This window comes from Phenylobacterium sp. (genome assembly GCF_025934275.1).
Taxonomy (GTDB): Bacteria; Pseudomonadota; Alphaproteobacteria; order Caulobacterales; family Caulobacteraceae; genus Phenylobacterium.
The window spans coordinates 12,143-35,597 of sequence record NZ_JAICYI010000005.1; the positions used below are offsets into that span (position 1 = coordinate 12,143).

A 23,455-nucleotide genomic window follows, 5' to 3' on the forward strand; every position below is an offset into this window, starting at 1 on the left:
ATCAAGGCGTGACCCGCGCGAAGCGGCTCCCCTTCCGTCGCAACCTGTCCGGGAGCCTCCGCATGAACCAGCCGCTCGCCCGCGATCTCTTCCGCGACGTCGAGGAAGCCGCCGATGACGTCCGCCACTCGCTCAGGAAGGTCGGCGGCCGCATCGCCGACCATGCGCCGCGCGCCGTGGCGGAAGCCGCTCACCGCCTGAGCGTCGCCTCGCACGCGCTCGCCCGCGAGACTCGCGGCCGCGCCAGGCTGCTGGGCGCCGGCGCCGCGCGGGAAGCCCGCGCGTGGCCCGTGGCGACCGTCGCGCTCATCGGCGTCGCGCTCACCCTGGCCGCCTTCGCGGCGATGGGCCGGCGCCGCACGACCGGGCGCGATTGAGGGCCGGGTGATGGGCGCCCTGATGCTGGCGGGCGCGCTCTCGGCCGCGCTCGCGGCGGGTGCGGCGCAGGGCGGCCTCCTGAACGGCCAGGTCCGGCACGGCGCGCAGCTCGCGCAGCGCTGCGAGGCGTGTCACGCGATCGGACAGGCCGACCACGGCCGCAATTCCGGAGCGCTGGCGTTCCGGGTCCTGGCGCGCCGCAACAACCCGATCGGGCTCGAGCAGGCGCTCCGGCGGATCGTGAAATCTGGCCATTACCAGATGCGTCCGGTCGCCATCAGCGAGTCCGACGCCACCGACATCGCGGCATATATCGCGACCCTGGCGGAGCCGCCGACGCGGTAGTCAGGCGATTTTGCGGGCCGGCGCGGCCGCGCTGCCCTGCAGGCGGTTCCACACGGCGGCGAACAGGGCGCCAAGGGCGAAGCCCGCGCCGAACGTCACCGCCACGAGCACCGCCGCCCGCCCGGCGTCAAAGGGCTGCACGGAAACGCTGAATTGCAGAAAGTGCATCCAGAGCACGAAATCGAGCAGAGGCTTCGCCCAGCCGACCGCAACCAGGCCGGCCCAGGCGAGGTGCCAAAGGCCGACCACGGATCCGAGGGCGAAGCCGGTGCGGATGGGATGGAGCGTCATGGGATGTTCCTCCGGCGACACGATGAGCCTTCGCCCCGATGGGCGCTCGGGCATTGACCCCAATCAATTCGGGCCTCCCGCGGCTCGGCTATGGGGAGACGCCGGCTGAGTATCTCCATGCTCACCCGGCGGGGCTCGGCTGGACCGGCTTAGCCCAACGCCTCCAAAGCTGCGGCACGAGGACGTCGGCGGCGGAGTGGGACAACTCAGGGCTGGGCTCTCCGCCCGTGCGGAGAGGCCGGTCCGCGGTCCTGAAGGAGCGTGATGGGAGTCCGCACCCTGCTTCCGCTGCTGGCCGCCTTGACCCTCGGCGCGTGCGCCACGCGATCCATGCCGCCGCCCAACCAGGCGCAGGGCGTCGAACGTGCGGTCGAGACCCCGATCCGCGACTTGAGCCTCATCCGCGAGCAGGCGCCCGCGGCGCTCGCCAGCGCCTGGGCCGAGCCTTACCGCGCAGCGCCCGACGACAGCTGCGGCGCGCTTCGGGCGGAGATCGCCGCCCTCGACGCCGCCCTCGGCCCCGATGTCGGCGCGGCCGAAAAGCCCGCCTCCGGTCTCAGCGCGACGGACCTCATCACCGGCGCGGTGGCCGGCGCCGTTGGTTTGCCGTACCGCAGCGTGGTTCGCACGGTGAGCGGCGCCGAGCGACGCGACCGCCGGCTGCGGGCCGCAGTCACCGCGGGAATGGTGCGTCGCGGTTTCCTCAAGGGCCGTCTCCTGGCGATGTCCTGCGCAAGCTAGGCGCGCGCACCGGCGGCTCCGCTTTCTCCGCGCCCTTTGATTGACCTCAAGTCCGCGTCGCCGCGCCCGGCGCATGCTGCGTCGCATGTTTCGCTTCGCTCGCCCCTGCCTGCTCGCCGCCCTGGTGAGCCTCGCGCCGCTCGCCTCTGGCGCAGGTCCCGCTGCGCCGCCGCTCACGCCCGCCGAGCGCGGCGCCATCATCGATGCGCTTCGCGCCAACTGCGATCCGAGCTCGGGGGAGGCGATCAAGTTCGCCGACTCCGGCCTGCTCGAGGCGGTGAGCGAGGCCGCCGAGGCCGAGCTGGCGCAGCGCGTGCGACCGTCCGACGTCGATCGCGCCTGGGCCTACGATCCGCCGCGCCACGATATCGCCGCCGAGCTTGCCGCGGCGCGCGAGGCCGGCCGGCTCGGCGCCTGGCTGAAGTCGCTCTCGCCGAGCGACCCCCGGTATCGCGCCCTGATCGCGGCCCGGTGCCGCTACCAGGCGATGGCGTGGTCCGGCGGCTGGCGCCCGCTGCCGGCCGGCCTGCGGCTCAGCCTCGGCGAGCAGCGCCCGGACGTGAAGCTGCTGCGCCAACGGCTGGCCGCGGAAGGCTACCTGCCACGCCAGGCGACGGCTTCCGTCACCTTCGACGAAAGCGTTCAACGGGCCTTGCGCAGCTTCCAGCAGCGGCATGGGCTGGCGGCGAACGGTCTGGTCGACCGCAAGACCCTCGCGGCGCTCAACGTCAGCGCCGAGGCCCGTCTCCAGCAGATCGAGGTCAATCTGGAGCGTTGGCGCTGGCTGGCCCGCCCGCTGCCAGCGAATCGCGCCGAGGTCGACGTGGCTGCGGCCCAGATGACGCTCTACCGTGACGGCGTCCCGGCCCTGACCATGCGCGCGATCGTCGGCGACCCGCGCCACCACACGCCCCTGTTCACGGCGCCGCGCCTGCAGGCGGTGGTGTTCAATCCGCCGTGGAACGTGCCTGACTCGATCGCCAGGGCCGAGATCCTGCCAAAGGCGGCCAAGAATCCTGGCTATCTCGCGCGCGAGAACATGACTTTCGTCGACGGCCGGCTGCAGCAGCGTCCCGGCCCGAAGAACGCCCTGGGCCAGCTGAAGATCGATTTCCCGAGTCCTTTCGGCGTTTATCTGCACGACACGCCGGCCAAGAGTCTGTTCGGCCGCGCCGTGCGCGCGCTCAGCCACGGCTGCATGCGGCTGGAGAAGCCCCGCGAGCTGGCCGCCGCGCTGCTCGCCAACCAGGGGTGGACGGCCGAGCGCATCGATGCGGCGATCGCCCAAGGGGCCACCCAGCGGGTGGAGTTGAAGGGCGCCCCGCCGCTCTTTGTGATCTACACTACCGCCGAAGCGGACGCCTCCGGCGCCGTCACGTTCCGCCCCGATCCCTACGGCTGGGATGACCGCCTCAGGGCCGCGCTCGCCCCCAGCCTTGCATCCGATATCCGGGTCCGCGCGGCCACAGCGAATGGCGACGTTGAGCCCGGCCAGTTCGGCCCGTGAGGGCGCAGGCCAGTTTCCAGGCCAAGCCAGTGAGGAGACCGCCATGGATCGATTGAAGGGGAAGGTCGCCGTGATCACCGGCGCCGCCGTAGGCCTCGGTCGCGCGACCGCGATCCGCATGGCCGAGGAAGGCGCCGCGGTCGCAATCCTCGACGTGCAGGATGCTCCAGGCGAGGCGCTTGCGACGGAGCTCGCGGGCCGCGGGCTGAAGGCGCGGTTTTGGCATTGCGAGGTCCAGAAGGAGGACGAGGTCGCCTGGGTGATCGACGCCGCGGCGCGCCATTTCGGCCGCCTCGACGTCCTGGTGAACAACGCCGGCGTGGCGGGCGCCAACAAGCCGACGCATGAGCTGACCGAGGCCGAGTGGGACTGGGTGCAGGCGATCAACGTCAAGGGCGTGTTCTTCTGCACCAAACACGCCATCCCGCATCTCAAGCAGGCGGGCGGCGGCGCCATCATCAACCTGTCGTCGATCTACGGACTCGTGGGCGCGCCGGACGCGCCCCCCTACCACGCCTCGAAAGGGGCGGTGCGCCTGATGAGCAAGACCGACGCGCTGATCTACGCGGCGGACAGGATTCGCGTGAACTCCGTCCATCCCGGCTTCATCTGGACACCGATGGTCGAGGGCTATCTCAAGGATCAGACGGACCAGGCCGAGGCGCGGCACGCCGTCGACCTGCTGCATCCCCTGGGCCACATGGGCGAGCCGGACGACATCGCGTGGGGGTGCGTCTATCTCGCCTCGGACGAAGCCAAGTTCGTCACCGGCGCGGAGATCGTCATCGACGGCGGGTATACGGCCCGCTGAGGCTGTCGGGCGCGCCGGCGAGACCGATTTCAGCCGAACGTCTTGCGCAGCCGGATGAAGGAGACCGGTCCGAAGCGGTGGTCCTGGAAATCGGTGAACGCCAGGGGGACGCGGCTGCGCGTGGAAAGCCAGTTGGTTGCCTGCCAACAGGCAAATTCGCAGGCGCCAGCAGATCTTCCACTCGAAACTTGCGTTGCGGCCACTCAGTCGCCGTAGAAGTTGAGCTCCAGAAGCACGCCGTTCGGGTCCTGGGTGAAGATCTGGGTTAGCCCGATCGAGGCGATCTCGTTCCGCGAAAAGGCCGCGCCGCGCGCGCTCAGGCGCGCCACCACCTCGGCCTTGCCCGAGCAGTTCAGCGCCACGTGGTGGATCGGCCCGGTCGGGCCGGGCGGACAGTCGCGCGGGAAGGCCTGGGGCGCCCCGCGGGCGTTGAGGTGCACGATCGGCCGGTCCTGGTCGTCATAGACCCACTGCACCTGGTCGGGCTTCAGCGGCGCGGGGCCGTCGCGCACCGAAAGCTCCAAGAGCTCGGCGTAGAACCGCGCCGAGGCCGCCATGTCGTCGGTGAAGATATTCACGTGATCCAGCGCATTGACCCGCATGGGCGCCTCCCGGTGGGCGCTGAGCATAGCGCGGCCGCGGCGGCGATGCAGCAGCCGGCTGCGTTCAGCTGGAGCCGTTGACCACCCGGGCGCTGGCGTAATGGGCGGCGAGGTCCTCGTGCTCGGCCATTCTGACCGCGCGCGAGACGTTGAGCCGGGTGTAGAGGTGGGTCCCGGCGCGCCGCGGCCCTTTCGGCAGGCCGGCGCGGCTGCGCGAGAGGTCCGGTGTCTCGCCCAGCACGATCACCTTCACCCCGGTGCCGTCGGCTTGCACGTAGGCGTAGTTGCCGGCGATCGGCTGCTGGAACTCGCCGTCCGCCGACAGCCGGAAACGATAGGCGACGCCGGATGCGCCCTTGAGGTCGATGAATTCCTTCATGCTCCAGGCCCTGACGAACCGCTTGCCGGGACCGCATGGGTAGCGCTGACGCGCGCGTCGGGCCAGAGCGCGAACGCCGCGGGCGCGCGGCTAGGCGACGCGGACAGAGAATGCTCCCTCGATCACATCGCCGCCGGCGTCGGCATCCACGACCCCCAGCGGCGATCGGCTTTCCAGGAAAACGAACCGCTCGTCGTCGCCGAGCGGGACAGCCGAGGTCTGCGCCGGGGTGGCCGCGGCGCGGCGGCTACTCCACTCCTGGTCGATCGTCACCTGCAGGGCGTCGCGCGGGCAGTCGCTGAGCTGAATGCGGGTCAGCATCACGGCGCTGCCGCCCGCCTCGCCCTGCGGACGGGTCTCGCCCCGCCCGGAAACCACATACCGATAATAGTGGCCCATGAAGCAGCCGATGCCGTGCCGCTCCAGCACGCGCAGCGCGTCGTTGAGCTCCGCGATGATCCGCAGCCGGTCTACGATCGGCAGGTCGGCCGGCACGGCCGGCCCAGCGCCCCAGGAATCCGACAAGAGGCGGCCCAGGCTGGCCACCAGCCCGGCGAGCGCATCGATGGTGTCGCCAGTGGCCTCCACGTCGCAGCTGATCCGTCCCGCGTAGGACTGGGCGAGGGTCTCGAACACCCGGGTCCCAGACTTTGCCCGCCGGAGAGTGAGGCGCAGGTCCGCGCGGTCCGCCGCCGAGCCGGACGCCAGCCGCAGGTCGTCGAGCACGACCCCCAGCGCCGCGGCCATGAGGGCGGCGGTCTCCGGCCGGACGACCTCGCCGTTCTCGGCCCGCTGGATGCTCTTTCGGCTCAGTTCGCATCGCTTCGCGAGCCGTTCCTGCGACATCGCCATCCGCGTCCGGGCATCCTTGAGCTTGACGGGATCGAACCTCACGGCAGGGCCACCTCGGCTACAACTCAGCTCCAACGAAGCGCCACGGCAGAGTGAGGCATGGGACAGTGTCGCGTCAGTGTGGCGCGGCGACGCGGGGACCCCGGTATGCCCGGGTCGGACCGCAGCCGGGTCGCCGCGGCCATACCGCGCTGCGCGACGCCAGCCCTACCGGTCAAATTCCCCAGGGAGGCGGCCATACCGAAGGCGGGAGTGCGCGCGGACAGGGGACCGGGGGCGCGGCGCTGCGGGCTCGTCGCGGACGAATCATGGCGTCCGGCCCGGCGAGGATCGGCGACTGGAAAAAGCGCAATCGGCGACCCTGCGGACGCTTGGATCCGCGCGTCCCTGCGCCGTGCGCATGGCCCGACTGCGGGCGGCGCGGCGACGTCCAAGGTGAGGTTCCGGACGCGCCTTTGGTCACCCGGACGGCGCACGCCGGATGGCGCGCGGCGGCTCACGGTGCTGAACGACGGGGTTCGGCGGCCGGCCCGATCTGCCCCCGAAGGCCGCGCGGGGGGTTGCGGCCGGAGCCGTGCGGCTCCCACATCCGCGACGCATCCGGGCGCCTGCGACCTCGCCAATCTCGGCGACGTTCGGTCGGCCTCGCCGCAGCCCGCCACGCCGGTCGGCGGCAAGCGCCGCATGGAACCGGACCCGCCGTGCGCCGGGCCGCCCTGCCGGCTGATCGCGCGGAAGTTGCATCCTGAATGTGAGTCCGACGCCCCTCACGCGGGCCGCAGCGCGTGGATCAAGGCGCCGGAATAGGCGGTGTGGCCGACGTGGGTGAGCCTCGCCTCGACGTCGGCCCAGATCTGCCCGCCGAGCGCGCGCCAGCGGCGACAGAAGGCGTAGTCCTCGGAGAGGTGCTGACCGGTTTCCGGCTCGACCATCGGGTCGAACACCATCGCGGCGCGGGAGCCGTCGTCGAGCGTCGCGGCGAGCTCCGGATGGGCCGCCACGATCCGCTGCAACGCCTCTCGCCGGATCAGCAGGAACCCGGCGCCGCCGTAGGCGACCTGGGCGAACCCGTCCTCCACCTCGACGGAGCGGTCGGTGGTCGGCAGAAAGCGGACCACATAGCTCAGGGCGGCGGCCTGCAGGTCGTCGGCGCCTGCCTTGGCGGCGGCCCGCACCTTCTCCCAGTCGAACGCCTTCAGCGGATAGACGCCGGCGGCGATGTCCTTCTGCGCGTCCAGCAGCCGGAACAGGTTCTCAGGCTGGAAGCCGATGTCGACGTCGCAGAACAGCATGTGGCTGGCATCGGCGTGTGTGAGGAAGCGGGCGGCGAGGCGGGCGCGGGCGCGGGCGATGAGCGCATCGTTGGCCAGCAGCTCGACGTGCAGGCCGATCCCGCGCGTCTCGCAGGCCGCCGCCAGCGCCAGGACCGAGGTCATGAAGTGCAGGGTGACCCGCCCGCCGTAGCAGGGCGCGGCGAGATAGACGAACGGGCGGGGCGGGGCGGCCATGGCGGCGAAGGATAGGGCGTGGCTCAGTCGTCGTCGACGCGGCCGGGATTGGCCAGGAAGCCCTCCACCAGTGCGTCGTAGAGGTCGAGCCGCTTGTAGGCGCGGAACTCCGGCGTGGCGGCGCGCCAGGCGCGGGCGAAGCCGGCGAGCGCGTCCGGCTCATGCGCCAGCTCGGCGAGCGGGGCGAGCCACACGCGGATGCTGAACAGCGCCCCGTTCGTCGCCGGCAGCCGCCGCAGCGTCTGCCGTTCCACCCGGACCGTCAGCGCGCGGCCCGCGTCCTGCGGCGCGATCGCCGCGATCCGGGCGCGGATCGGCGCGGGATCGGGCGCGTGCAGCTCGGCGGAGTTGGTCAGCGTCCAGTTGCGCCGTTCGAGCACCAGGTCGGGACGCAGGCCCTCGAAGATGCGGCTCACCCGCGCCAGGAACCGCTCGGAGAAGCCGGTGACCGGCCCGTGCAGCTCGCCCACCGAGCGGCCGATCACCTCGCGGGCGGTGAAGAAGGTGCCGGCCGAGAGCGACAGGGCGGTCAGCCGCCAGTCGCCCGCGCGCCGTTCCATCAGGCAGAGGTCGTCGGGGACGCGGCGCGCGGCGGCGTAGAGCGGCGGCAGTCCGGACAGCGGGGCGGAAGGGCCGAGCGCCGCCTCCACCAGCGCCAGCGCCTCCTGCTGTCCAGGCCGGGAGCCCTCGGTCTCGGCCCAGACCAGCTCGCGCGCGGTCTCGAACAGCGCGTCCTTGCGGGACGCCGGGTCGGCCTCGCCGCCCTCCAGCCATGCGGCGGCCGGGATTGGCCGCAACCCGATCGCGAAGTCGGCCGCCTGCTCCCACGGGCGGTGGCGCAGGCTCATCGGCGCACTCGTCGGATCGCCGCGCCGGCGAGGAGCGCTGCGGCCACGCCCGCGCTGTCGGCGATCCAGTCCCGCCAGTCGGGGTCGCGCCCGAACGGCAGCCATGCCTGCAGCAGCTCGACCAGGCCGCCGAAGGCGAGCGCAAATCCCGCGATGCGTCCGGGCCGGCGTGGGAACAGGACCAACCCGCTCGCCGCCAGCACGAACCAGGCGATGGCGTGCTCGGCCTTGTCCCACAGATCGAGCTCCGGGAGTTGGCGGCTGGGCGCCTGGGTGAGGTACAGCAGCACGAGGCAGGCGGCGGCGTAGAGCGCCAGCCGAAGCGGCGGGGAAAGGCGGTGGGGGCGCATAGGGGCTTCTTGCACGTCCCGCCCGGGCTCTCTAGACCGCCGGGGCTGGGCAGCGGAGAAGCCGATGGCGCCAAGGTCGGGCATCGAGGCAGTGATCTGGGATTTCGGCGGGGTGTTCACCTCTTCGCCGTTCGAGGCCTTCAATCGCCTCGAGGCCGAGCTTGGCGCGCCCAAGGACCACATCCGTCGGGTGAACGCGACCAACCATCACGACAACGCCTGGGCCCTGTTCGAGCGCAACGAAATCGACGCGGCGCGCTTCGACGAGTTGTTTCTCGAGGAATCCACGGCGCTCGGCTTTCCGATCCGCGGCCGCGACGTGCTGCCGAAGCTTTCGGGCGAACTGCGGCCGCGGATGGTGGCGGCCCTGAAGACCTGCAAGCAGCACTTCAAGGTGGGCTGCATCACCAACAACGTGGTCTCGACGCACAGCCCCGGACAGAACGAGCCGCAGCGGGCCGCCGGCGCGATGGGCCTGGTGATGCCTTTCTTCGACGCTATCGTGGAGAGCTCCAAGGCGGGCGTGCGCAAGCCGGACCCCCGCATCTACGTGATGATGTGCGAGCTCCTGGGCGTGCAGCCGCAGGCCTGCGTCTACCTCGACGACCTCGGCATCAACTGCAAGCCGGCGCACCAGCTCGGCATGACCGCGATCAAGGTGGTGGACGTCGACCAGACCCTGGCCGAGCTCTCCCGGGCGACCGGCCTCAGCTTCGATCAGGAGGCGCCCGCATGAGCCGACCCGCGAAGATCGGCGCCGCCGAGGCGCTGAAGACCCTGCCGAAGTGGGCCGCCGCGCCGGGCGGACGCGATGCGATCTGCCGGACCTTCCGCTTCTCCGACTTCACGGCGGCGTTCGGGTTCATGACCCGCATCGCGTTGATGGCCGAGAAGATGGACCATCACCCCGAGTGGTCGAACGTCTACAATCGCGTGGACGTCACCCTGGCCACCCACGACGTCGAGGGGGTGAGCGAGCTCGACGTCACCCTCGCGAAGCTGATGGACATGGCGGCGAAGTCCGCCGGCATGAAAGAGGACTAGGAGCGGGGCATGCCCGGTCGGGTCGCAGGCAAGAAGGCCTTCATCTCGGGCGGCGCCCAGGGCCTCGGCGCGGCCATGGCGCGCAAGCTCGCCGCCGAAGGCGCGAAAGTCGCGATCGGCGACCTCAACCTGGAGGGCGCCAGGGCTGTCGCCGGCGAGATCAACGCGGCGCATGGCGAGGGGATCGCCTTCGCCTTCCCCCTGGACGTCAGCAAGGAGGCGGAGTGGATCTTCGCCCTTGAGGAGGCGGACGAGGCCATGGGCGGGATCAACGTGCTGGTCAACAACGCCGGCATCTCGCTCCGCGGCAACATCGAGCAGCTCGCCTTCGAGGACTGGAAGAAGGTGATGAGCGTCAACGTCGATTCGGTGTTCCTCGGGACCAAGCATGCGCTCAAGTACATGCGCGCCCACCAGCCGGGCTCGATCATCAACATCTCCTCGATCGCGGGCCTGATCGCGGCCCACAACTCGCCGGCCTACAACGCCTCGAAGGCGGCCGTCTGGCTGCTCTCGAAGGGCATCGCCCTGCACTGCGCCAAGCAGGGCCTCGACATCCGCTCCAACTCCATCCACCCGACCTTCATCGACACCCCGATCCTCGATCCGCTGCGCCAGCAGTTCGGCAAGGAGGCGGCCGAGGCCAAGCTCGCGCGGCAGGTCCCGGTCGGCCACATCGGCGAGCCGGACGACATCGCCAACGCCTGCCTCTACCTGGCGTCCGACGAGTCGAAGTTCATGACCGGGGCCGAGCTCAAGCTCGACGGCGGCATCAGCGCGATGTGAGCGGAATAGCGCCACGCTAGCCCGCGGCTCGGGGACCGGCGCTCAGTTGACCAGGATGGCGCCCAGGAGTAGGCGCGCGCCGGCGCGACCGAGCAGGGCGTCGGTCTGCCGTTGCATGGCGCGGGCCAGGAAGTCGGCGTTGGGCGTCGCGCCTTCGGGCAGGCCGGCGGCGTAGGTCATCACCGTCTCCAGGTAGGCGGCGCGCAGCCGCGGCATCGATTCGTCGGCCAGGGCGCGCAGCCCGGCATCCGGCACGTCGAGGCCGCACTCGACGGTCAGGACGCCCCGCCGGCCGCCGGAGCGGTTGGTCGCGCCGGTCAGCGTGTCGATCGGCAGATAGGACGCGCCCCCAGACTTCTTCTTCCGCTTGTCGGTTTCGGCGGCGATCGCCGCCGACGGGCCGGCGAGAGCGGCGAGCGCCGCGGCCGCGAGCAGCCCGCGGCGGGTCATGCGGCGAGCCCCGCCTGCTGGATCAGGTCGCGCACGGTCTCCACCTGCTCGGGCGCGCTGGACAGCTCGGCGCGGGTGTCCTCGTGGCGGGCGAGCCTCATGGCCTCGCTGCGCGCGCGGTCGGCGGCCGGGCCGAGCGGAGCGGTTTCGCCGCACGCCAGCCGCAGCAGAAGGGTCAGGCGATGCACCGCCGGCGCTTTGGCCTGCACGAGCTGGGCGACCAGCCGGGAGTCGGCCTCCACGAGCCCGCCGAGATCCCCGAGCTTGGCCTGGATCGGGCGGTAGTCCTCTTCGACGAGGCCGCAGCGGCCCGCTGAGCGCTGCAAATCGGCCAGCGCCGCCAGCCGCACGGCGGCGGAGTCGGGACCGTTGCGCAGCTCCTTCTCGAACTTCAGCGAGGCGACGACCGCCGCCAGCCAGCGGCCGGCGACGCGCTTGTTGGCCGCGCCGATGACGTTCTCGGTCAGCCACACCAGGGCGCGGGCCTCCTCGCGCGAAGTCTTGTCCTGGCCGAGGTAGGCCTCAACGAACTCGCCGGTCACCAGCATCTTGGAGCGGGTCGAGAAGGCGGCCTGGACGTCCTCCAGCGGCAGCAGCTGGCCTGCCGCGGCGGTCAGCGACATGGCGAGCGCGCGCAGCACCTCGATCTCCGCGACCGCATCGTTGCGCCGAAGGCGCCTCGGTCCGCTGAGGTCGCGCAGGATGCGCTGGCCGATCGCGGCGCGCACCTCGATGAAGGCCTCGTCGGCCAGCCAGCGGGCGAGGCGGGCCGCGGACGGCGCCAGCGTCGGCATCACCTTGGCCACCGACGGCTCGACGCGGATCAGGACGTCGACCGCATCGGCAGCGGCGAGCCGGGTCATGGCCGCCAGATGGCCGCCGAGGTCGAGGCCCTTGCCGAGGATCTCCTCCAGGCCGGGCTTGCAGCCGAGGATCTCGGCCAGCGGCTGGGCGAGGGTGGCGAGCGCCAGATGCCGCGCCGGGCCCGCCGCCGGCGCCGCCTCGGCCAGGTCGAGCAGGCGCATCACCTTGTCGGTCCAGCCGTGGGCCGGGGCGATGGCGGCGGCCACTCCGGCGCCCAGCAGATAGCCGCGCTCCGGCTCGTGGCTGAGCCGCTGGGCGGCGGCGGCGAAGCCCTCGGCGTCCACGTCGGGCAGCGCGCCCCGCCGGAAGTCGGCGAGCAGGCGGTCGATCGCGCGCTCGACGAGCCCGTGGAAGGTGCGGATCAGCTCGTGGACCGACATCCCGCGCGCCAGCGCCTCGGGGACGGCGATCGTCTGCACCGCATGCTGCAGGTCCGTGCCGGACGCCTCGAGCTGCTCCACCAGGTCCGGCCGGTGCAGCAGTTCGAACGGCGTGGCGTGGTTGCGTTCGAGCCAGGCTTCCAGAAGCCGGCCGATCCGCTCGCGCGCGTGGATGGTGTAGAGGTCCTGCGGGGTGACGCAGAGCGGTTCGACCGCTTCAGCCGCCCTGGTTTTCTTCGCGCCGCCCTCGTGGGCGCCGGCCTTGAAGATCGTCACCGTCTGGAATTCGCGGGTCTCTTCGTCGAGGGTCTCCTTGCTGACCTTGGCCGCCGCGATGCGGCCCTCTTTCATCAGCTCTTCGGCGCAGGAAATCGCCGCCGCCCTGTTCTCGGAGGCCATCTCCAGCGTCCAGGAAGATCGGGGCGTCTTGCGGATGTAGACCTCGAAATGAACGCTACCGACACCCATCTCTACGCAACTCCTACCGGAGACGAGCAAGGTTGACCGCATCAACCTTAAGGCTCTGTTGACCGGCGGAGCGGCCCCGGACCTCGCCGCATTGAGGCCACCGTGCAGGCCGAATAGCTTGACTTCTGCCGACGGAGACCTCGAACCCAAGATGGCCAAGATCACCCTGGTCGACGACGACGAGAACATCGTGACGTCGGTGAGCCTCGCCCTGGAGAGCCACGGCCACGAAGTGAAGGCCTACTACGACGGCGCGGCTGGCCTGGCGGCGCTGGAGAACGAGCCGCCCGACCTGGCGATCCTCGATGTGAAGATGCCGCGCATGGACGGCATGGAGGTGCTGCGCCGGCTGCGGCGCGCCTCGGATGTGCCGGTGATCATTCTCACCTCCAAGGACGAAGAGATCGACGAGATCCTCGGCTTCAACCTCGGCGCCGACGACTACATCCACAAGCCGTTCAGCCAGCGGCTCCTGATCGAGCGCGTGAAGGCGGTGCTGCGCCGCTCCGGCATCGAGGGCGAGGACGCCCAGACCGCCGCCGCGCAGGCGGCGGAGGCGAGCGCCCGGGCGATCAAGCGCGGCAAGCTGACCCTCGATCCGGCCCGCCACGACTGCCTGTGGGAGGGCAAGCCGGTGAAGCTGACGGTCACCGAGTTCCTGCTGCTGCAGGCGCTGGCCCAGCGGCCGGGGTTCGTGAAGAGCCGCGACAACCTGATGGACGCGGCCTACGACGATCAGGTCTATGTCGACGACCGCACCATCGACAGCCACATCAAGCGGATGCGCAAGAAGTTCCGCGAGGTCGACCCTGAGTTCGACGCGATCGAAACCCTCTATGGCGTCGGCTACCGGTACCGCGAAACCTGACGGGCCGCAGGGGCGCAGCAGGAAGCCGTCGCGGTTCCGCTGGCTGCCGGGCTCCAGGCTCGGTCGGCTGATCGTCGTCCTGAACGTGCTGGGCCTGGCGATCCTGATCACCGGGGCGCTGGTGCTGAACGAGCTGCGCCGCGGCCTGGTCAACGCCCGCATCGACAGCCTGACGACCCAGGGCGAGCTGATGGCCACCATCATCGACCAGGCGGCGACCGAGGGCGAGCCGGAGCCCTCGATGGATCCGACCTTCGCCAACCGGATCGTGCTGCAGATGCTGGCCAACCCGCGCACCCAGCGGGCGCGCCTGTTCGACGCCAAGGGCCGCCTCGTCGCGGATTCCCAGTGGGTGGCCGACCGGGTGGAGCGGCGAGTGCTGCCGCCCGCGCGCCGGCCGGGCGAGCCGCCGCCGTTCAGCTTCGACGTGCGCCGCCTGCTGCCCAAGCCCAGCCCGGCGGAGGTGCGGGCCGAGCTCGCCGCCGAGGTGCGCCAGGCGATGTCGGGCCGGCAGGTGGCCGATCTGCGCGCCGGCGACGACGGCCGCCGCGTGGTCTCGGTCTCGATCCCCATCCAGCACGTGCAGGACGTGCTGGGGGTGCTGACCCTGGAGGCCAACGACGTCGATCAGATCATCGCCCGCGAGCGCGCGGCGCTGATTCCGTTCATCCTGATCGCCATTGGGGTGACGCTGTCGTCATCTCTGCTGCTCAACCGGCTGATCGCCCAGCCGGTGCGCCGGCTCTCCCGCGCCGCCGACAGCGTGCGCCTGTCGCGCGCCCGGGCCATCTCGCTGCCCGACCTGGCGCGCCGCGACGACGAGCTCGGCGACCTGACCCGCAGCCTCGAGGACATGACCCATGCGCTGTCCGAGCGGATGGACGCCATCGAGCGCTTCGCCGCCGACGTGGCGCACGAGATCCGCAATCCGCTCACCTCGCTGCGCTCGGCGGTCGAGACCCTCGACCTGGTCAAGGACCCCGCCGCGCGCGAGCGGCTGTTCGGCATCCTGAAGAACGACGTCCAGCGGCTCGACCGGCTGGTCACCGACATCTCCAACGCCTCGCGGCTCGACGCCGAGCTGTCGCGCGATCAGCCGAAGCGCATCGACATGGAGCGGCTGATCTTCGACGTGGTCGCGCTCTACCAGGCGACGGCCAAGCCCGGCGACGTCGCCGTGAAGTTCGAGCCGCCGGGCGGGCTGGAGGCGCCGGCGGTGGTGGGCCGCGAAGGGCCGCTGTCGCAGGTGTTCCGCAACCTGATCGACAACGCCCGCTCCTTCTCGCCGCGCGGCGGGGAGGTGGTGGTCGGCCTCGCCAAGGTCAGGAACACGGTGGTCGCGACCGTCGCCGACTCCGGCCCGGGCATCCCGCCGGAGAACCTGGAGACCATCTTCGAGCGGTTCTACACCTCGCGGCCGAAGGGCGCGGCGTTCGGCGGCAACTCCGGCCTCGGCCTCTCGATCGCGCGCCAGATCGCCGAGGCCCACGGCGGCACCCTGCGCGCCGCCAACCGCCAGTGGCCGGACGGCAGCATCGGGGGCGCCATGTTCATCCTCACCCTGCCCGAGGCGCAGGGATGATCCGCCATGGCGGGCTGGTCGCGACCCGGATGGGCGGACGCTGGCTCGGCGTGCTGATCGAGGGCGAGGCCGGCTGCGGCAAGAGCGACCTGGCGTTCCGGGCGCTCGACGCGGGCTTCCGGCTGGTCGCCGACGACCGGGTGCTGCTCTGGTCCTCGGCCGGGCGGCTCTACGGCCGCGCGCCCGAGACGCTGGCCGGACTGATGGAGGTGCGCGGCCTGGACGTGATCGCCCTTTCGCCGCTGCCGCTCGCCGAGGTCGGCCTCCTCGTGCGCTGCGCGGCGGCGGAGCGGCTTCCCGAGCCGCAGGCGGAAAGCGTGCTCGGCGTCGAGGTCCCACGGCTGGCGCTGTCGCCGCTGGAGGCCTCGGCTCCTGCGAAACTCCGCCGCGCGCTCGCGCTGTTTGACCGTGACCCCAACAGGCGTATTTAGCACGGCCGCGGACGCACGCGCCGCCGCGTCGGGTGGGGATCCCCCTTGAGACAGCTTGCATGATCGGGCTCGTGATCGTCACGCACGGGCGACTGGCGGAGGAGTTCATCTTCGCCATGGAGCATGTGGTGGGCCCCCAGGCGGCGGTGGAAGCGATCTGCATCGGCGCGGACGACGACATGGAGCGCCGGCGGCGCGACATCCTCGACGCCTGCCGACGGGTGGACTCCGGCCAGGGCGTGATCCTGCTCACCGACATGTTCGGCGGCACTCCGTCGAACCTGGCGATCTCGGTCATGGAGCAGACCAAGGCCGAGGTGATCGCAGGCCTCAACCTGCCGATGCTGATCAAGCTGGCCAGCGTGCGCCACCGCCAAGGCCTGGAGGAGTGCGTCGCCTGCGCCCAGGAGGCGGGACGCAAGTACATCTCGGTCGCGTCCTACGTCCTGGCCGGCGAGAAGTGAGCGAAGGCGCAAGCCGCACCGTCGAGATCACCAACAAGCGCGGCCTGCACGCGCGCGCGTCAGCCAAGTTCGTCAAGCTGGCCACCGAGTTCGACGCCGAGGTGCGGGTGACCAAGGACGGCCAGACCGTCGACGCCCGCTCGATCATGGGCCTGATGATGCTGGCCGCCGGCCCCGGCTGCTGCATCGAGATCGACGCCCAGGGCGAGCAGGCCGCCGCCGCGGTCGACGCGCTCGCCGCCCTCGTCGCCAGCCGCTTCGACGAGGACGAGTAGTCCCTCCCTTAATGGGGAGGGACGGACCGCCGAGGGCGGTCAGGGTGGGGAAGTCCCGGGCGTGATCTCAAGCCCATCCGATTAGCTTCTCCCGTGTTTCGCACTCTCTCCCGCAACTTCCCACGCTCGCTGCGCCCGCCCCTCCCCCCCGTTAAGGGAGGGAGTTCACGTCTTCAGCCGCCAGCCGGTGCGGAAGATCCAGCTCACCGCGATCAGGCAGGCGAGCAGGAAGGCGAGCGTCATGAGCAGCGAAAGCCCCACGCCCACGTCGGAGACGCCGTAGAAGCTCCAGCGGAAGCCGCTCACCAGGTAGACCACCGGGTTGAACAGGGCGACCTGCCGCCACACGCCCGGCAGCATGGCGATCGAGTAGAAGCTGCCGCCCAGGAAGGTGAGCGGCGTCACCACCATCATCGGAATGATCGACAGCTTCTCCCAGCCGTCGGCCCAGACGCCGGTGAGAAAGCCGAACAGCGAGAACGTGACCGAGGTCAGGACCAGGAACGCCGCCATCGCCAGCGGATGGCCGACCGAGAACGGCACGAACAGGCGCGCCGTGCCCAGGATGATCAGCCCCAGCACCACCGACTTGCTGGCCGCGGCCCCCACATAGCCCAGGACGATCTCGAACGCCGAGATCGGCGCGGAGAGCACCTCGTACACGGTGCCCGCGAACCTGGGCATGTAGATGCCGAAACTGCCGTTGGCGATGCTCTCGGTGAGGATCGACAGCATGATCAGCCCCGGCACGATGAACGCGCCGTAGGAGACGCCGTCCACCAGCGGCATCCGCCGGCCGATCGCCGAGCCGAACACGATGAAGTAGAGCGAGGTGGTGATCACCGGCGTCGCCAGGCTTTGCACCACCGTGCGCGCCCAGCGATGCATCTCGAACAGGTAGATGGCGCGCACGGCGTAGAGGTTCATGGGCGTGCCCTGACCAGGCTGACGAAGATTTCTTCGAGCGAGCTCTCGGCCGTCTGCAGGTCCTTGAAGTCGATCCCCTTGGCCGAGAGCGCCCGCAGCAGCTCTGCGATGCCGGTCGTCTCGGCCTGGGCGTCGAAGGTGTAGACCAGCTCGCCGCCCTCGGCCGCGAGCTCCAGCTGGTACCCGTCAAGGCCCGGCGGCACGGCGGCCAACGGCTCCTGCAGGTGCAGCGTGAGCTGCTTCTTGCCGAGCTTGCGCATCAGGGCGGTCTTCTCCTCGACCAGGATCAGCTCGCCCCTGTGGATGACGCCCACCCGGTCGGCCATCTCCTCGGCCTCCTCGATGTAGTGGGTGGTCAGGATGATGGTCACGCCGTTCTCGCGAAGCCCGCGCACCATCTCCCACATGTCGCGGCGCAGTTCGACGTCGACGCCGGCGGTGGGTTCGTCGAGGAACAGGATCGTGGGCTCGTGCGAAAGGGCCTTGGCGATCATCACCCGGCGCTTCATCCCGCCGGAGAGCGCCATGATCTTCTCGTCCTTCTTGTCCCACAGCGAGAGGTCCTTCAGCACCTTCTCCAGGTGGGCGGGATTGGGCGGCTTGCCGAACAGGCCGCGCGAGAACCTGACGGTGTCCCACACCCGTTCGAAGGCGTCGGTGGAGATCTCCTGCGGCACCAGGCCGATCTTGGCGCGCGCGGCGCGGAACTCGCGGACCACGTCGTGACCGTCGGCGATGACCCTGCCGGCGGTCGGGTTGACCAGGCCGCAGACGATGCCGATCAGCGTCGTCTTGCCCGCGCCGTTCGGACCCAGCAGGGCGAAGATCTCGCCCTTGCCGATGGTCAGGTCGACATCCTTCAGCGCCTGGAATCCGCCGGCGTAAGTCTTCGACAGGCCCTCGATGGAGATGATCGGCTGCACGGAGGCTCCCCTCGGCGCGACATAGGGATGTTCGGCCACCCTCGCCACCGACAGCGCTATCCTCCCTTCAGGGGGAGGGTCGGCCCTGTCCGCTGCGGGGACATCCTTCCCCCTAAAGAGGAGACAGGGCGCTTCCCATCGGCCGCATCTTCAGGTCGGCGAGCAGGGCCTCGTCGGCGGTGGGCTCGGGGTTCTTCGTGGTCAGCAGCCGGCCGCCGACGAAGATCGAGTTCGCGCCCGCCAGGAAGCAGAGCGCCTGCAGCTCCTTGGTCATGTGCTCGCGCCCGGCGGCGATGCGCACCACCGACTTCGGGCAGACCAGGCGCGCCACCGCGATCATGCGCACGAACTCCAGCGGGTCCACGGGCTCCGAGCCGCCGAGCGGGGTGCCAGGGATCGGCATCAGGTCGTTGATCGGCAGGCTCTCCGGGTGGGCCGGCAGGGTGGCGAGCTGGTGCAGGAGGCCCGCGCGGTCGCGCCGGGTCTCGCCCATGCCGACGATGCCGCCGCAGCAGACGGCGATCCCCGCTTCCCGCACGGCCGACAGGGTGTCCAGCCGCTCCTGGTAGGTCCGGGTGGTGACCACCCGGTCGTAATAGTCCGGCCCGGTGTCCAGGTTGTGGTTGTAGAAATCGAGGCCGGCCGCCTTCAGCGCCTCGGCCTGACCCGGCGTCATCATCCCCAGCGTGGCGCAGGTTTCAAGGCCCAGCGCCTTCACGCCCGCGATCATCGCCGCGAGCCTCGGCAGGTCGCGGTCCTTCAGGTCGCGCCAGGCAGCGCCCATGCAGAACCGCTGCGCGCCGCCCGCCTTGGCCTCGCGCGCCCTGGCGATCACTGCGCCGGCGTCCATCAGCTTGGAGGCCGCCACACCGGTCTTGAAGTGCTGGCTCTGGGCGCAGTAGCCGCAGTTCTCCGGACAGCCGCCGGTCTTCACCGACAGAAGCTGGGAGATCTGCAGCTCGGTGGGATCGAACCAGCGCCGATGCGTCTCGGCGGCGCGGAACACCAGCTCGGTAAACGGGGTCTCGAACAGCGCCTCGACCTCTTCGAGCGTCCAGTCGTGGCGCGGCAGGGCCGCATCCTGGCGGGCGGGGAGGAGGGGGGCGTTCATCGGCGCATCCTGGCTCGAGGGAAACGCCGCTCTTAGAGCTTGGCCCGCGGGCCGAGGCAAGCGGCCTGACGCGACGTCAGGCCATCGGCGCGGCGTCATGAGCGAGATCAATGCCCGGGGAGCGCATGTCACCAAACTGCCACGAGCTTTGTTCCTGGCATTTGCCTAAACCATCTTGGCCGTTGAGGGATTGGAGGCCGACCGTGAGCGGGTCGCGGGAGATCGAGCTGAAGTTCCTCTGCGCGCCGCGCGACCTCAGCGCGGTGCTGGCCGCCGCGCCGGAAGGCGACGATGATTCCCGCGAACTGATCAGCGTCTATTTCGACACGCCGGACCTTCGCCTGCAGAAGGCTGGCGTCAGCCTGCGCGTGCGCCAGTCGAAGGCCGGCCGCGTGCTCACCATGAAACGCGGCGACGGCTTGGCGCGCGAGGAGTACGAGGCGCCGCTGGAAGGCGACCAGCCGCCCAGCGAACTGGCGCCGCTCCGCGAGATCCTGTCCGAAGCCGACGCCGCGGCGCTCGAGCCCGCCTACAACGTCCGCGTCACCCGCCGCCAGCGGCTGGTCCGGTTCGGGGATTCGGAGATTGAACTGGCCTGCGACCAGGGCGAGGTCTCGGGCGGGCGCCTGGCCAGCCCGATCAGCGAGGTGGAGCTGGAGCTGAAGTCCGGACGCCCGGCGGCGCTGTTCGAGTTCGCCCGCGAGCTCACCAAGGCCGCCCCGCTCTACCTCTCCTTCGACACCAAGTCGGCGCGCGGCCAGGCGCTGGTCGCCGGCGAAGGCGTGGAGGCGCGGCGCAAGGACAAGGTGCGCTTGGCCGGCCATGCCACGATCGGCGAGGCGTTCCAGGCGAACGCCCGCAATGCGCTGGCCCAGATCGCCGCCAACGCCGCCGTGCTGCGCGAGGCGGCGACGCCGGAAGCGGTGCATCAGCTGCGGGTCGCCGCACGCCGCTTGCGGAGCGCGCTCTCCACTTCCCGGACGGTGGTCCAGGACGACGCCTATGGGCCCATGAAGGCGGAGCTTCGCTGGCTCGCCAAGGCGTTCGACAGGGCCCGCAATCTCGATGTCTACGCCCAGGAGGTGCTGGCGCCGGCGGCGCTGAAGGCGGCTGCGCCGGCCGGCCTGGGCGGCCTCAACGATGCGGTGGCCGCCGCCCGCGACACCGCCCGCGAGGACGCCGCCGGCGCCGCCGCCTCGGACCGTTTCCGCCGGCTGATGATCGACGCCTCTGCCTGGGTGGAGACTGGCGCATGGGTCGGCCGCGCGGCGGCGTGCGAGTCGGCCCGCGCCTATGCCGCCCGGGTGCTTGAGCAGCGGCTGAGGAAGGTGCTGAAGCGCGGCCGCCGGATCGAGAGCGGCGACGATAAGGCGCGCCACGCCGTCCGGATCCAGGCCAAGAAGCTGCGCTACGCGGGCGAAGGCTTCGCCGGCCTCTATGCGGAGAAGCGGGTCGATCGCTTCGTCGGGCGCGTGAAGGATCTGCAGGACGTGCTCGGCACGCTGAACGACATCGCCACGGCCGAGTCCCTGACCGCCGACCTCGGCCTGACGCCCGAGGCGGCGTTCGCGGCGGGCGAGCTCGCCGGCCTCCGCGCGGCCGGCAAGTCCAAGCTGATCGCCCGCGCCGACAGGGCGCTCGGCCGCCTGCGCCGCACGGACCCGTTCTGGGCCTAGGGCCGACCCCCGACCGGCAGATCGCGCATCTGCCAGATGCTGGATCCGGCGATCCCCGATCTCGCGAACATTTCCGCCGCTCGTCCCGGCGAAAGCGGCGTCTCGGCTGTCACCCCGCCATCCGACCCATCCTCCGCTTGGATCCCCACGTCCGCCGGGATGAGCAGGAACTGGAGTTCGGCGCTGCGCCGCCGCCCGCGCCCTCGGGCCGAGCGGTCCGGAAAATCACATAAGGAAATCTTTATATCATCCTTGCAGGGGCGCCGGCGCGCGGCTATAGACCCAGGCTCCCGGACAACCCTCCCGTAAGGACCCCCATGACCGACTACGTCGTGAAGGACATCGCGCTCGCCGACTGGGGCCGCAAGGAGATCGAGATCGCCGAGACCGAGATGCCCGGCCTGATGGCCGTGCGCGCCGAGTTCGGCAAGGACCAGCCGCTGAAGGGCGCGCGGATCGCCGGCTCCCTGCACATGACCATCCAGACGGCGGTGCTGATCGAGACCCTGCAGCACCTGGGCGCGAAGGTCCGCTGGGCTTCGTGCAACATCTTCTCCACCCAGGACCACGCCGCGGCGGCGGTCGCCGTGAAGGGCACGCCGGTGTTCGCCGTCAAGGGCGAGACCCTGGTGGAGTATTGGGAATACGCCCATCGGATCTTCGAGTGGGCCGATGGTGGCCATCCCAACCTGATCCTCGATGACGGCGGCGACGCCACCCTGCTGACCGTGCTGGGGCCGAGAGCCGAGAAGGACCCTTCGGTCCTGGACAAGCCCGCGAACGAGGAGGAGGAGGCGCTCTTCACGGTGATGAAGCGCTACCTGCAGGAGAAGCCCGGCTTCTATTCGGCGATCCGCAAGGCGGTCAGGGGCGTCTCGGAAGAGACCACGACCGGCGTCCACCGCCTCTACCAGATGGCCGAGCGCGGCGAGCTGCCGTTCCCGGCGATCAACGTCAACGACAGCGTGACCAAGTCGAAGTTCGACAACCTCTACGGCTGCCGCGAGAGCCTGGTGGACGGGATCCGCCGGGCGACTGATGTCATGCTGGCCGGCAAGGTGGCGGTGGTCTGCGGCTACGGCGACGTCGGCAAGGGCTCGGCGGCGTCCCTGCGCAACGGCGGAGCCCGCGTGGTGGTCACCGAGATCGACCCGATCTGCGCGCTGCAGGCGGCGATGGAAGGCTACGAGGTCAACACCCTCGACGAGGCTTGCGCCACCGCCGATATCTTCGTCACCTGCACCGGCAACAAGGACGTCATCACCGTCGAACACATGCGGCGGATGAAGAACAACGCCATCGTCGCCAACATCGGCCACTTCGATTCCGAGATCCAGATCGCGGGCCTCCGCAACTACAAGTGGGACAAGATCAAGGACCAGGTCCACCACGTGGAGTTTCCGGACGGCAAGAAGATCATCGTCCTGTCGGAGGGCCGGCTGGTGAACCTCGGCAATGCCACCGGCCACCCGAGCTTCGTGATGAGCGCCTCGTTCACCAACCAGACGCTCGCCCAGATCGAGCTGTGGCAGAACGGGGCCAAGTACCAGACCAAGGTCTATACGCTGCCGAAACACCTCGACGAGAAGGTCGCCATGCTGCACCTGGAGAAGCTCGGGGCGAAGCTCACCACGCTCTCCAAGGACCAGGCCGACTACATCGGCGTGCCGGCCCAAGGCCCCTTCAAGCCCGACCACTACCGCTATTGATTGCAACCCGGCGCGCGTTTGCAGCATTGACGATGCCGACGCCGCAAGCCCGCATGCCCTCGGCGCTCATCCTCTCTTCCTTCGTGGCGGCGAGCCGCATCGGCGGGGCGGCCCAGCAGTACGTGCTCGCGGCGCACCGGATCGACCCGGTGCTCGCGCCCACCGCCATGTTCGGCCGCAGCCCCGCGACGGGCGCCAAGGGCGAGCCGACCGCGCCGGAGGCGTTTCGGCGCATGCTCGGCGACATCGAGGCCGACGCGGTCTTCGGCTTCCTGGACCTGGTGATCACCGGCCATTTCTCGCTGGCCGAGCAGGTGGAGGCCGCCGCCGGCCTGCTGGAGCGGATCCGCCGGCGCTCGCCGCGGCCGCCGATCGTCGTCGTCGATCCGATCATGGGCGATCGGCCGAAGGGCCTCTACGTGAAGCTGGACGTGGCCGAAGCGATCGCCGGCCGGCTCGTCCCGCTCGCCGACTGGATCACGCCAAATCTCTGGGAGCTGGGCCGCCTTGCGGGGCGCGAGGTGGCCGGCGCGCGCGATGCGGCGGCGGCGGCCCGCGCTCTCGGCGTCCCGGCGCTGGTCACCTCCGTCCCGGGCCGAGTCGGCGAAATCGGGCTGCTGCTCTGCGACGCCGACGGCGCGACCCTCTTCGCCCACCCCCAAGGCGAGCAGGCGCCGAACGGCACGGGCGATCTGGTGACCGCCAGCTTCGGCGCGGGCCTGGCGCAAGGCCTTACGCCCTCTGCCGCCGCCGAGCGGGCCGCCAGCGCCGCCGCCGAGGCCGTCGAAGCGGCGCGGGCGCTGCAAGCGACGGACCTGCCCCTGGTGGCCATCGCCGGGCGGCTCGTCGCCCCGACCGCCGCCGTCAGGCGGGAGCGCCTATGAG

The 23,455-nt window shown here is 70.7% G+C and carries 28 protein-coding genes; 16 read left to right on the top strand and 12 right to left on the bottom strand.

The features are described from left to right. Positions 1–62 precede the first annotated feature (62 nt). Both Q0W60_RS02300 and Q0W60_RS02305 read left to right on the top strand, forming a co-directional pair. Positions 63–377 (top strand): hypothetical protein, encoded by a 315-nt coding sequence (locus tag Q0W60_RS02300; protein ID WP_297692159.1) that lies wholly within the window; start codon positions 63–65, stop codon positions 375–377. 10 nt (positions 378–387) lie between these two features. Further along, the gene (locus Q0W60_RS02305; protein WP_297692160.1) at positions 388–723 is read left to right on the top strand and encodes a hypothetical protein; all 336 of its coding nucleotides are present in this window, start codon (positions 388–390) and stop codon (positions 721–723) included. Here the strand turns inward: Q0W60_RS02305 and Q0W60_RS02310 are convergent, their stop codons facing one another. After that, the gene (locus tag Q0W60_RS02310; RefSeq protein ID WP_297692161.1) at positions 724–1,014 is read right to left on the bottom strand and encodes a hypothetical protein; all 291 of its coding nucleotides are present in this window, start codon (positions 1,012–1,014) and stop codon (positions 724–726) included. 264 nt (positions 1,015–1,278) lie between these two features. Here Q0W60_RS02310 and Q0W60_RS02315 point away from each other — a divergent pair, with 264 nt between their 5' ends. The 3 genes from Q0W60_RS02315 to Q0W60_RS02325 all read left to right on the top strand — a co-directional run bounded on the left by Q0W60_RS02315 (position 1,279) and on the right by Q0W60_RS02325 (position 4,073). Beyond that, on the top strand, positions 1,279–1,755 hold the full coding sequence (locus tag Q0W60_RS02315; RefSeq protein WP_297692162.1) for a hypothetical protein: 477 nt from the start codon (positions 1,279–1,281) through the stop codon (positions 1,753–1,755). 85 nt (positions 1,756–1,840) lie between these two features. Continuing rightward, positions 1,841–3,262: a L,D-transpeptidase family protein gene (locus tag Q0W60_RS02320; RefSeq protein WP_297692163.1), complete on the top strand. Its 1,422-nt coding sequence runs from the start codon at positions 1,841–1,843 to the stop codon at positions 3,260–3,262. A 43-nt stretch (positions 3,263–3,305) separates the two neighbouring features. Further along, positions 3,306–4,073, top strand: a complete 768-nt coding sequence (locus tag Q0W60_RS02325; RefSeq protein ID WP_297692164.1) for a glucose 1-dehydrogenase — start codon at positions 3,306–3,308, stop codon at positions 4,071–4,073. 203 nt (positions 4,074–4,276) lie between these two features. On the opposite strand, the gene Q0W60_RS02330 is transcribed toward Q0W60_RS02325, so the two are convergent. The 6 genes from Q0W60_RS02330 to Q0W60_RS02355 form a co-directional block, all read right to left on the bottom strand. Next, positions 4,277–4,675, bottom strand: a complete 399-nt coding sequence (locus Q0W60_RS02330) for a VOC family protein (RefSeq protein WP_297692165.1) — start codon at positions 4,673–4,675, stop codon at positions 4,277–4,279. Between the two features lie 64 nt (positions 4,676–4,739). Then, positions 4,740–5,054: a hypothetical protein gene (locus Q0W60_RS02335; protein WP_297692166.1), complete on the bottom strand. Its 315-nt coding sequence runs from the start codon at positions 5,052–5,054 to the stop codon at positions 4,740–4,742. A gap of 90 nt (positions 5,055–5,144) precedes the next feature. Further along, a complete protein-coding gene (locus Q0W60_RS02340) occupies positions 5,145–5,948 on the bottom strand; it encodes a helix-turn-helix transcriptional regulator (RefSeq protein WP_297692167.1) in 804 nt (267 codons plus the stop codon). A gap of 725 nt (positions 5,949–6,673) precedes the next feature. After that, entirely contained in the window at positions 6,674–7,414 is a 741-nt protein-coding gene (locus tag Q0W60_RS02345) for a hypothetical protein (RefSeq protein ID WP_297692168.1), read from the bottom strand. Between the two features lie 23 nt (positions 7,415–7,437). Beyond that, positions 7,438–8,262 carry a heme-dependent oxidative N-demethylase subunit alpha family protein gene (locus tag Q0W60_RS02350; RefSeq protein WP_297692170.1) on the bottom strand — a complete coding sequence of 275 codons (825 nt, stop codon included), beginning with the start codon at positions 8,260–8,262 and terminating at the stop codon, positions 7,438–7,440. Next, the gene (locus tag Q0W60_RS02355; protein WP_297692172.1) at positions 8,259–8,612 is read right to left on the bottom strand and encodes a VanZ family protein; all 354 of its coding nucleotides are present in this window, start codon (positions 8,610–8,612) and stop codon (positions 8,259–8,261) included. The genes Q0W60_RS02350 and Q0W60_RS02355 overlap by 4 nt, the downstream gene beginning before the upstream one ends. A gap of 64 nt (positions 8,613–8,676) precedes the next feature. Here Q0W60_RS02355 and Q0W60_RS02360 point away from each other — a divergent pair, with 64 nt between their 5' ends. From Q0W60_RS02360 to Q0W60_RS02370, 3 genes are read left to right on the top strand one after another with little or no spacing between them, the layout of a single operon-like run. Next, a complete protein-coding gene (locus tag Q0W60_RS02360) occupies positions 8,677–9,348 on the top strand; it encodes an HAD-IA family hydrolase (protein WP_297692174.1) in 672 nt (223 codons plus the stop codon). Beyond that, positions 9,345–9,656, top strand: coding sequence for a 4a-hydroxytetrahydrobiopterin dehydratase (locus Q0W60_RS02365; protein ID WP_297692176.1), 312 nt, complete (start codon positions 9,345–9,347; stop codon positions 9,654–9,656). Before Q0W60_RS02360 ends, Q0W60_RS02365 begins: the two co-directional genes overlap by 4 nt. Positions 9,657–9,665: 9 nt before the next feature. Continuing rightward, positions 9,666–10,442, top strand: a complete 777-nt coding sequence (locus Q0W60_RS02370) for an SDR family oxidoreductase (protein WP_297692178.1) — start codon at positions 9,666–9,668, stop codon at positions 10,440–10,442. 42 nt (positions 10,443–10,484) lie between these two features. On the opposite strand, the gene Q0W60_RS02375 is transcribed toward Q0W60_RS02370, so the two are convergent. Together Q0W60_RS02375 and Q0W60_RS02380 are read right to left on the bottom strand one after the other, a co-directional pair. After that, positions 10,485–10,892, bottom strand: coding sequence for a Tat pathway signal protein (locus tag Q0W60_RS02375; protein ID WP_297692180.1), 408 nt, complete (start codon positions 10,890–10,892; stop codon positions 10,485–10,487). Then, a complete protein-coding gene (locus Q0W60_RS02380; RefSeq protein ID WP_297692182.1) occupies positions 10,889–12,604 on the bottom strand; it encodes a hypothetical protein in 1,716 nt (571 codons plus the stop codon). The genes Q0W60_RS02375 and Q0W60_RS02380 overlap by 4 nt, the downstream gene beginning before the upstream one ends. Before the next feature lie 151 nt (positions 12,605–12,755). Between Q0W60_RS02380 and Q0W60_RS02385 the strand changes: the two genes are divergently transcribed. From Q0W60_RS02385 to Q0W60_RS02405, 5 genes are read left to right on the top strand one after another with little or no spacing between them, the layout of a single operon-like run. Continuing rightward, positions 12,756–13,472, top strand: coding sequence for a response regulator transcription factor (locus tag Q0W60_RS02385; RefSeq protein ID WP_297692184.1), 717 nt, complete (start codon positions 12,756–12,758; stop codon positions 13,470–13,472). Further along, a complete protein-coding gene (locus Q0W60_RS02390) occupies positions 13,441–15,054 on the top strand; it encodes a stimulus-sensing domain-containing protein (protein ID WP_297692186.1) in 1,614 nt (537 codons plus the stop codon). Before Q0W60_RS02385 ends, Q0W60_RS02390 begins: the two co-directional genes overlap by 32 nt. Then, positions 15,051–15,485 carry an HPr kinase/phosphorylase gene (locus Q0W60_RS02395; RefSeq protein ID WP_297692188.1) on the top strand — a complete coding sequence of 145 codons (435 nt, stop codon included), beginning with the start codon at positions 15,051–15,053 and terminating at the stop codon, positions 15,483–15,485. The genes Q0W60_RS02390 and Q0W60_RS02395 overlap by 4 nt, the downstream gene beginning before the upstream one ends. 59 nt (positions 15,486–15,544) lie before the next feature. Then, complete coding sequence (locus Q0W60_RS02400; RefSeq protein ID WP_297692190.1) at positions 15,545–15,949, top strand: PTS sugar transporter subunit IIA; 405 nt, start codon at positions 15,545–15,547, stop codon at positions 15,947–15,949. Beyond that, on the top strand, positions 15,946–16,224 hold the full coding sequence (locus tag Q0W60_RS02405) for an HPr family phosphocarrier protein (protein ID WP_297692192.1): 279 nt from the start codon (positions 15,946–15,948) through the stop codon (positions 16,222–16,224). The genes Q0W60_RS02400 and Q0W60_RS02405 overlap by 4 nt, the downstream gene beginning before the upstream one ends. A gap of 165 nt (positions 16,225–16,389) precedes the next feature. Here Q0W60_RS02405 and Q0W60_RS02410 read toward each other — a convergent pair whose 3' ends face one another. From Q0W60_RS02410 to bioB, 3 genes are all read right to left on the bottom strand, one after another. After that, a complete protein-coding gene (locus tag Q0W60_RS02410; RefSeq protein ID WP_297692194.1) occupies positions 16,390–17,151 on the bottom strand; it encodes an ABC transporter permease in 762 nt (253 codons plus the stop codon). Then, complete coding sequence (locus tag Q0W60_RS02415) at positions 17,148–18,074, bottom strand: ABC transporter ATP-binding protein (protein ID WP_297692311.1); 927 nt, start codon at positions 18,072–18,074, stop codon at positions 17,148–17,150. The genes Q0W60_RS02410 and Q0W60_RS02415 overlap by 4 nt, the downstream gene beginning before the upstream one ends. A 112-nt stretch (positions 18,075–18,186) precedes the next feature. Further along, positions 18,187–19,185 (bottom strand): biotin synthase BioB, encoded by a 999-nt coding sequence (gene bioB, locus Q0W60_RS02420; protein ID WP_297692196.1) that lies wholly within the window; start codon positions 19,183–19,185, stop codon positions 18,187–18,189. A gap of 203 nt (positions 19,186–19,388) precedes the next feature. Here bioB and Q0W60_RS02425 point away from each other — a divergent pair, with 203 nt between their 5' ends. From Q0W60_RS02425 to Q0W60_RS02435, 3 genes are all read left to right on the top strand, one after another. Beyond that, a complete protein-coding gene (locus Q0W60_RS02425) occupies positions 19,389–20,861 on the top strand; it encodes a CYTH and CHAD domain-containing protein (protein WP_297692198.1) in 1,473 nt (490 codons plus the stop codon). A 317-nt stretch (positions 20,862–21,178) separates the two neighbouring features. After that, positions 21,179–22,570, top strand: coding sequence for an adenosylhomocysteinase (gene ahcY / locus Q0W60_RS02430; protein WP_297692200.1), 1,392 nt, complete (start codon positions 21,179–21,181; stop codon positions 22,568–22,570). Between the two features lie 32 nt (positions 22,571–22,602). Beyond that, positions 22,603–23,454, top strand: a complete 852-nt coding sequence (locus Q0W60_RS02435; RefSeq protein ID WP_297692202.1) for a PfkB family carbohydrate kinase — start codon at positions 22,603–22,605, stop codon at positions 23,452–23,454. Position 23,455: the final 1 nt, after the last annotated feature.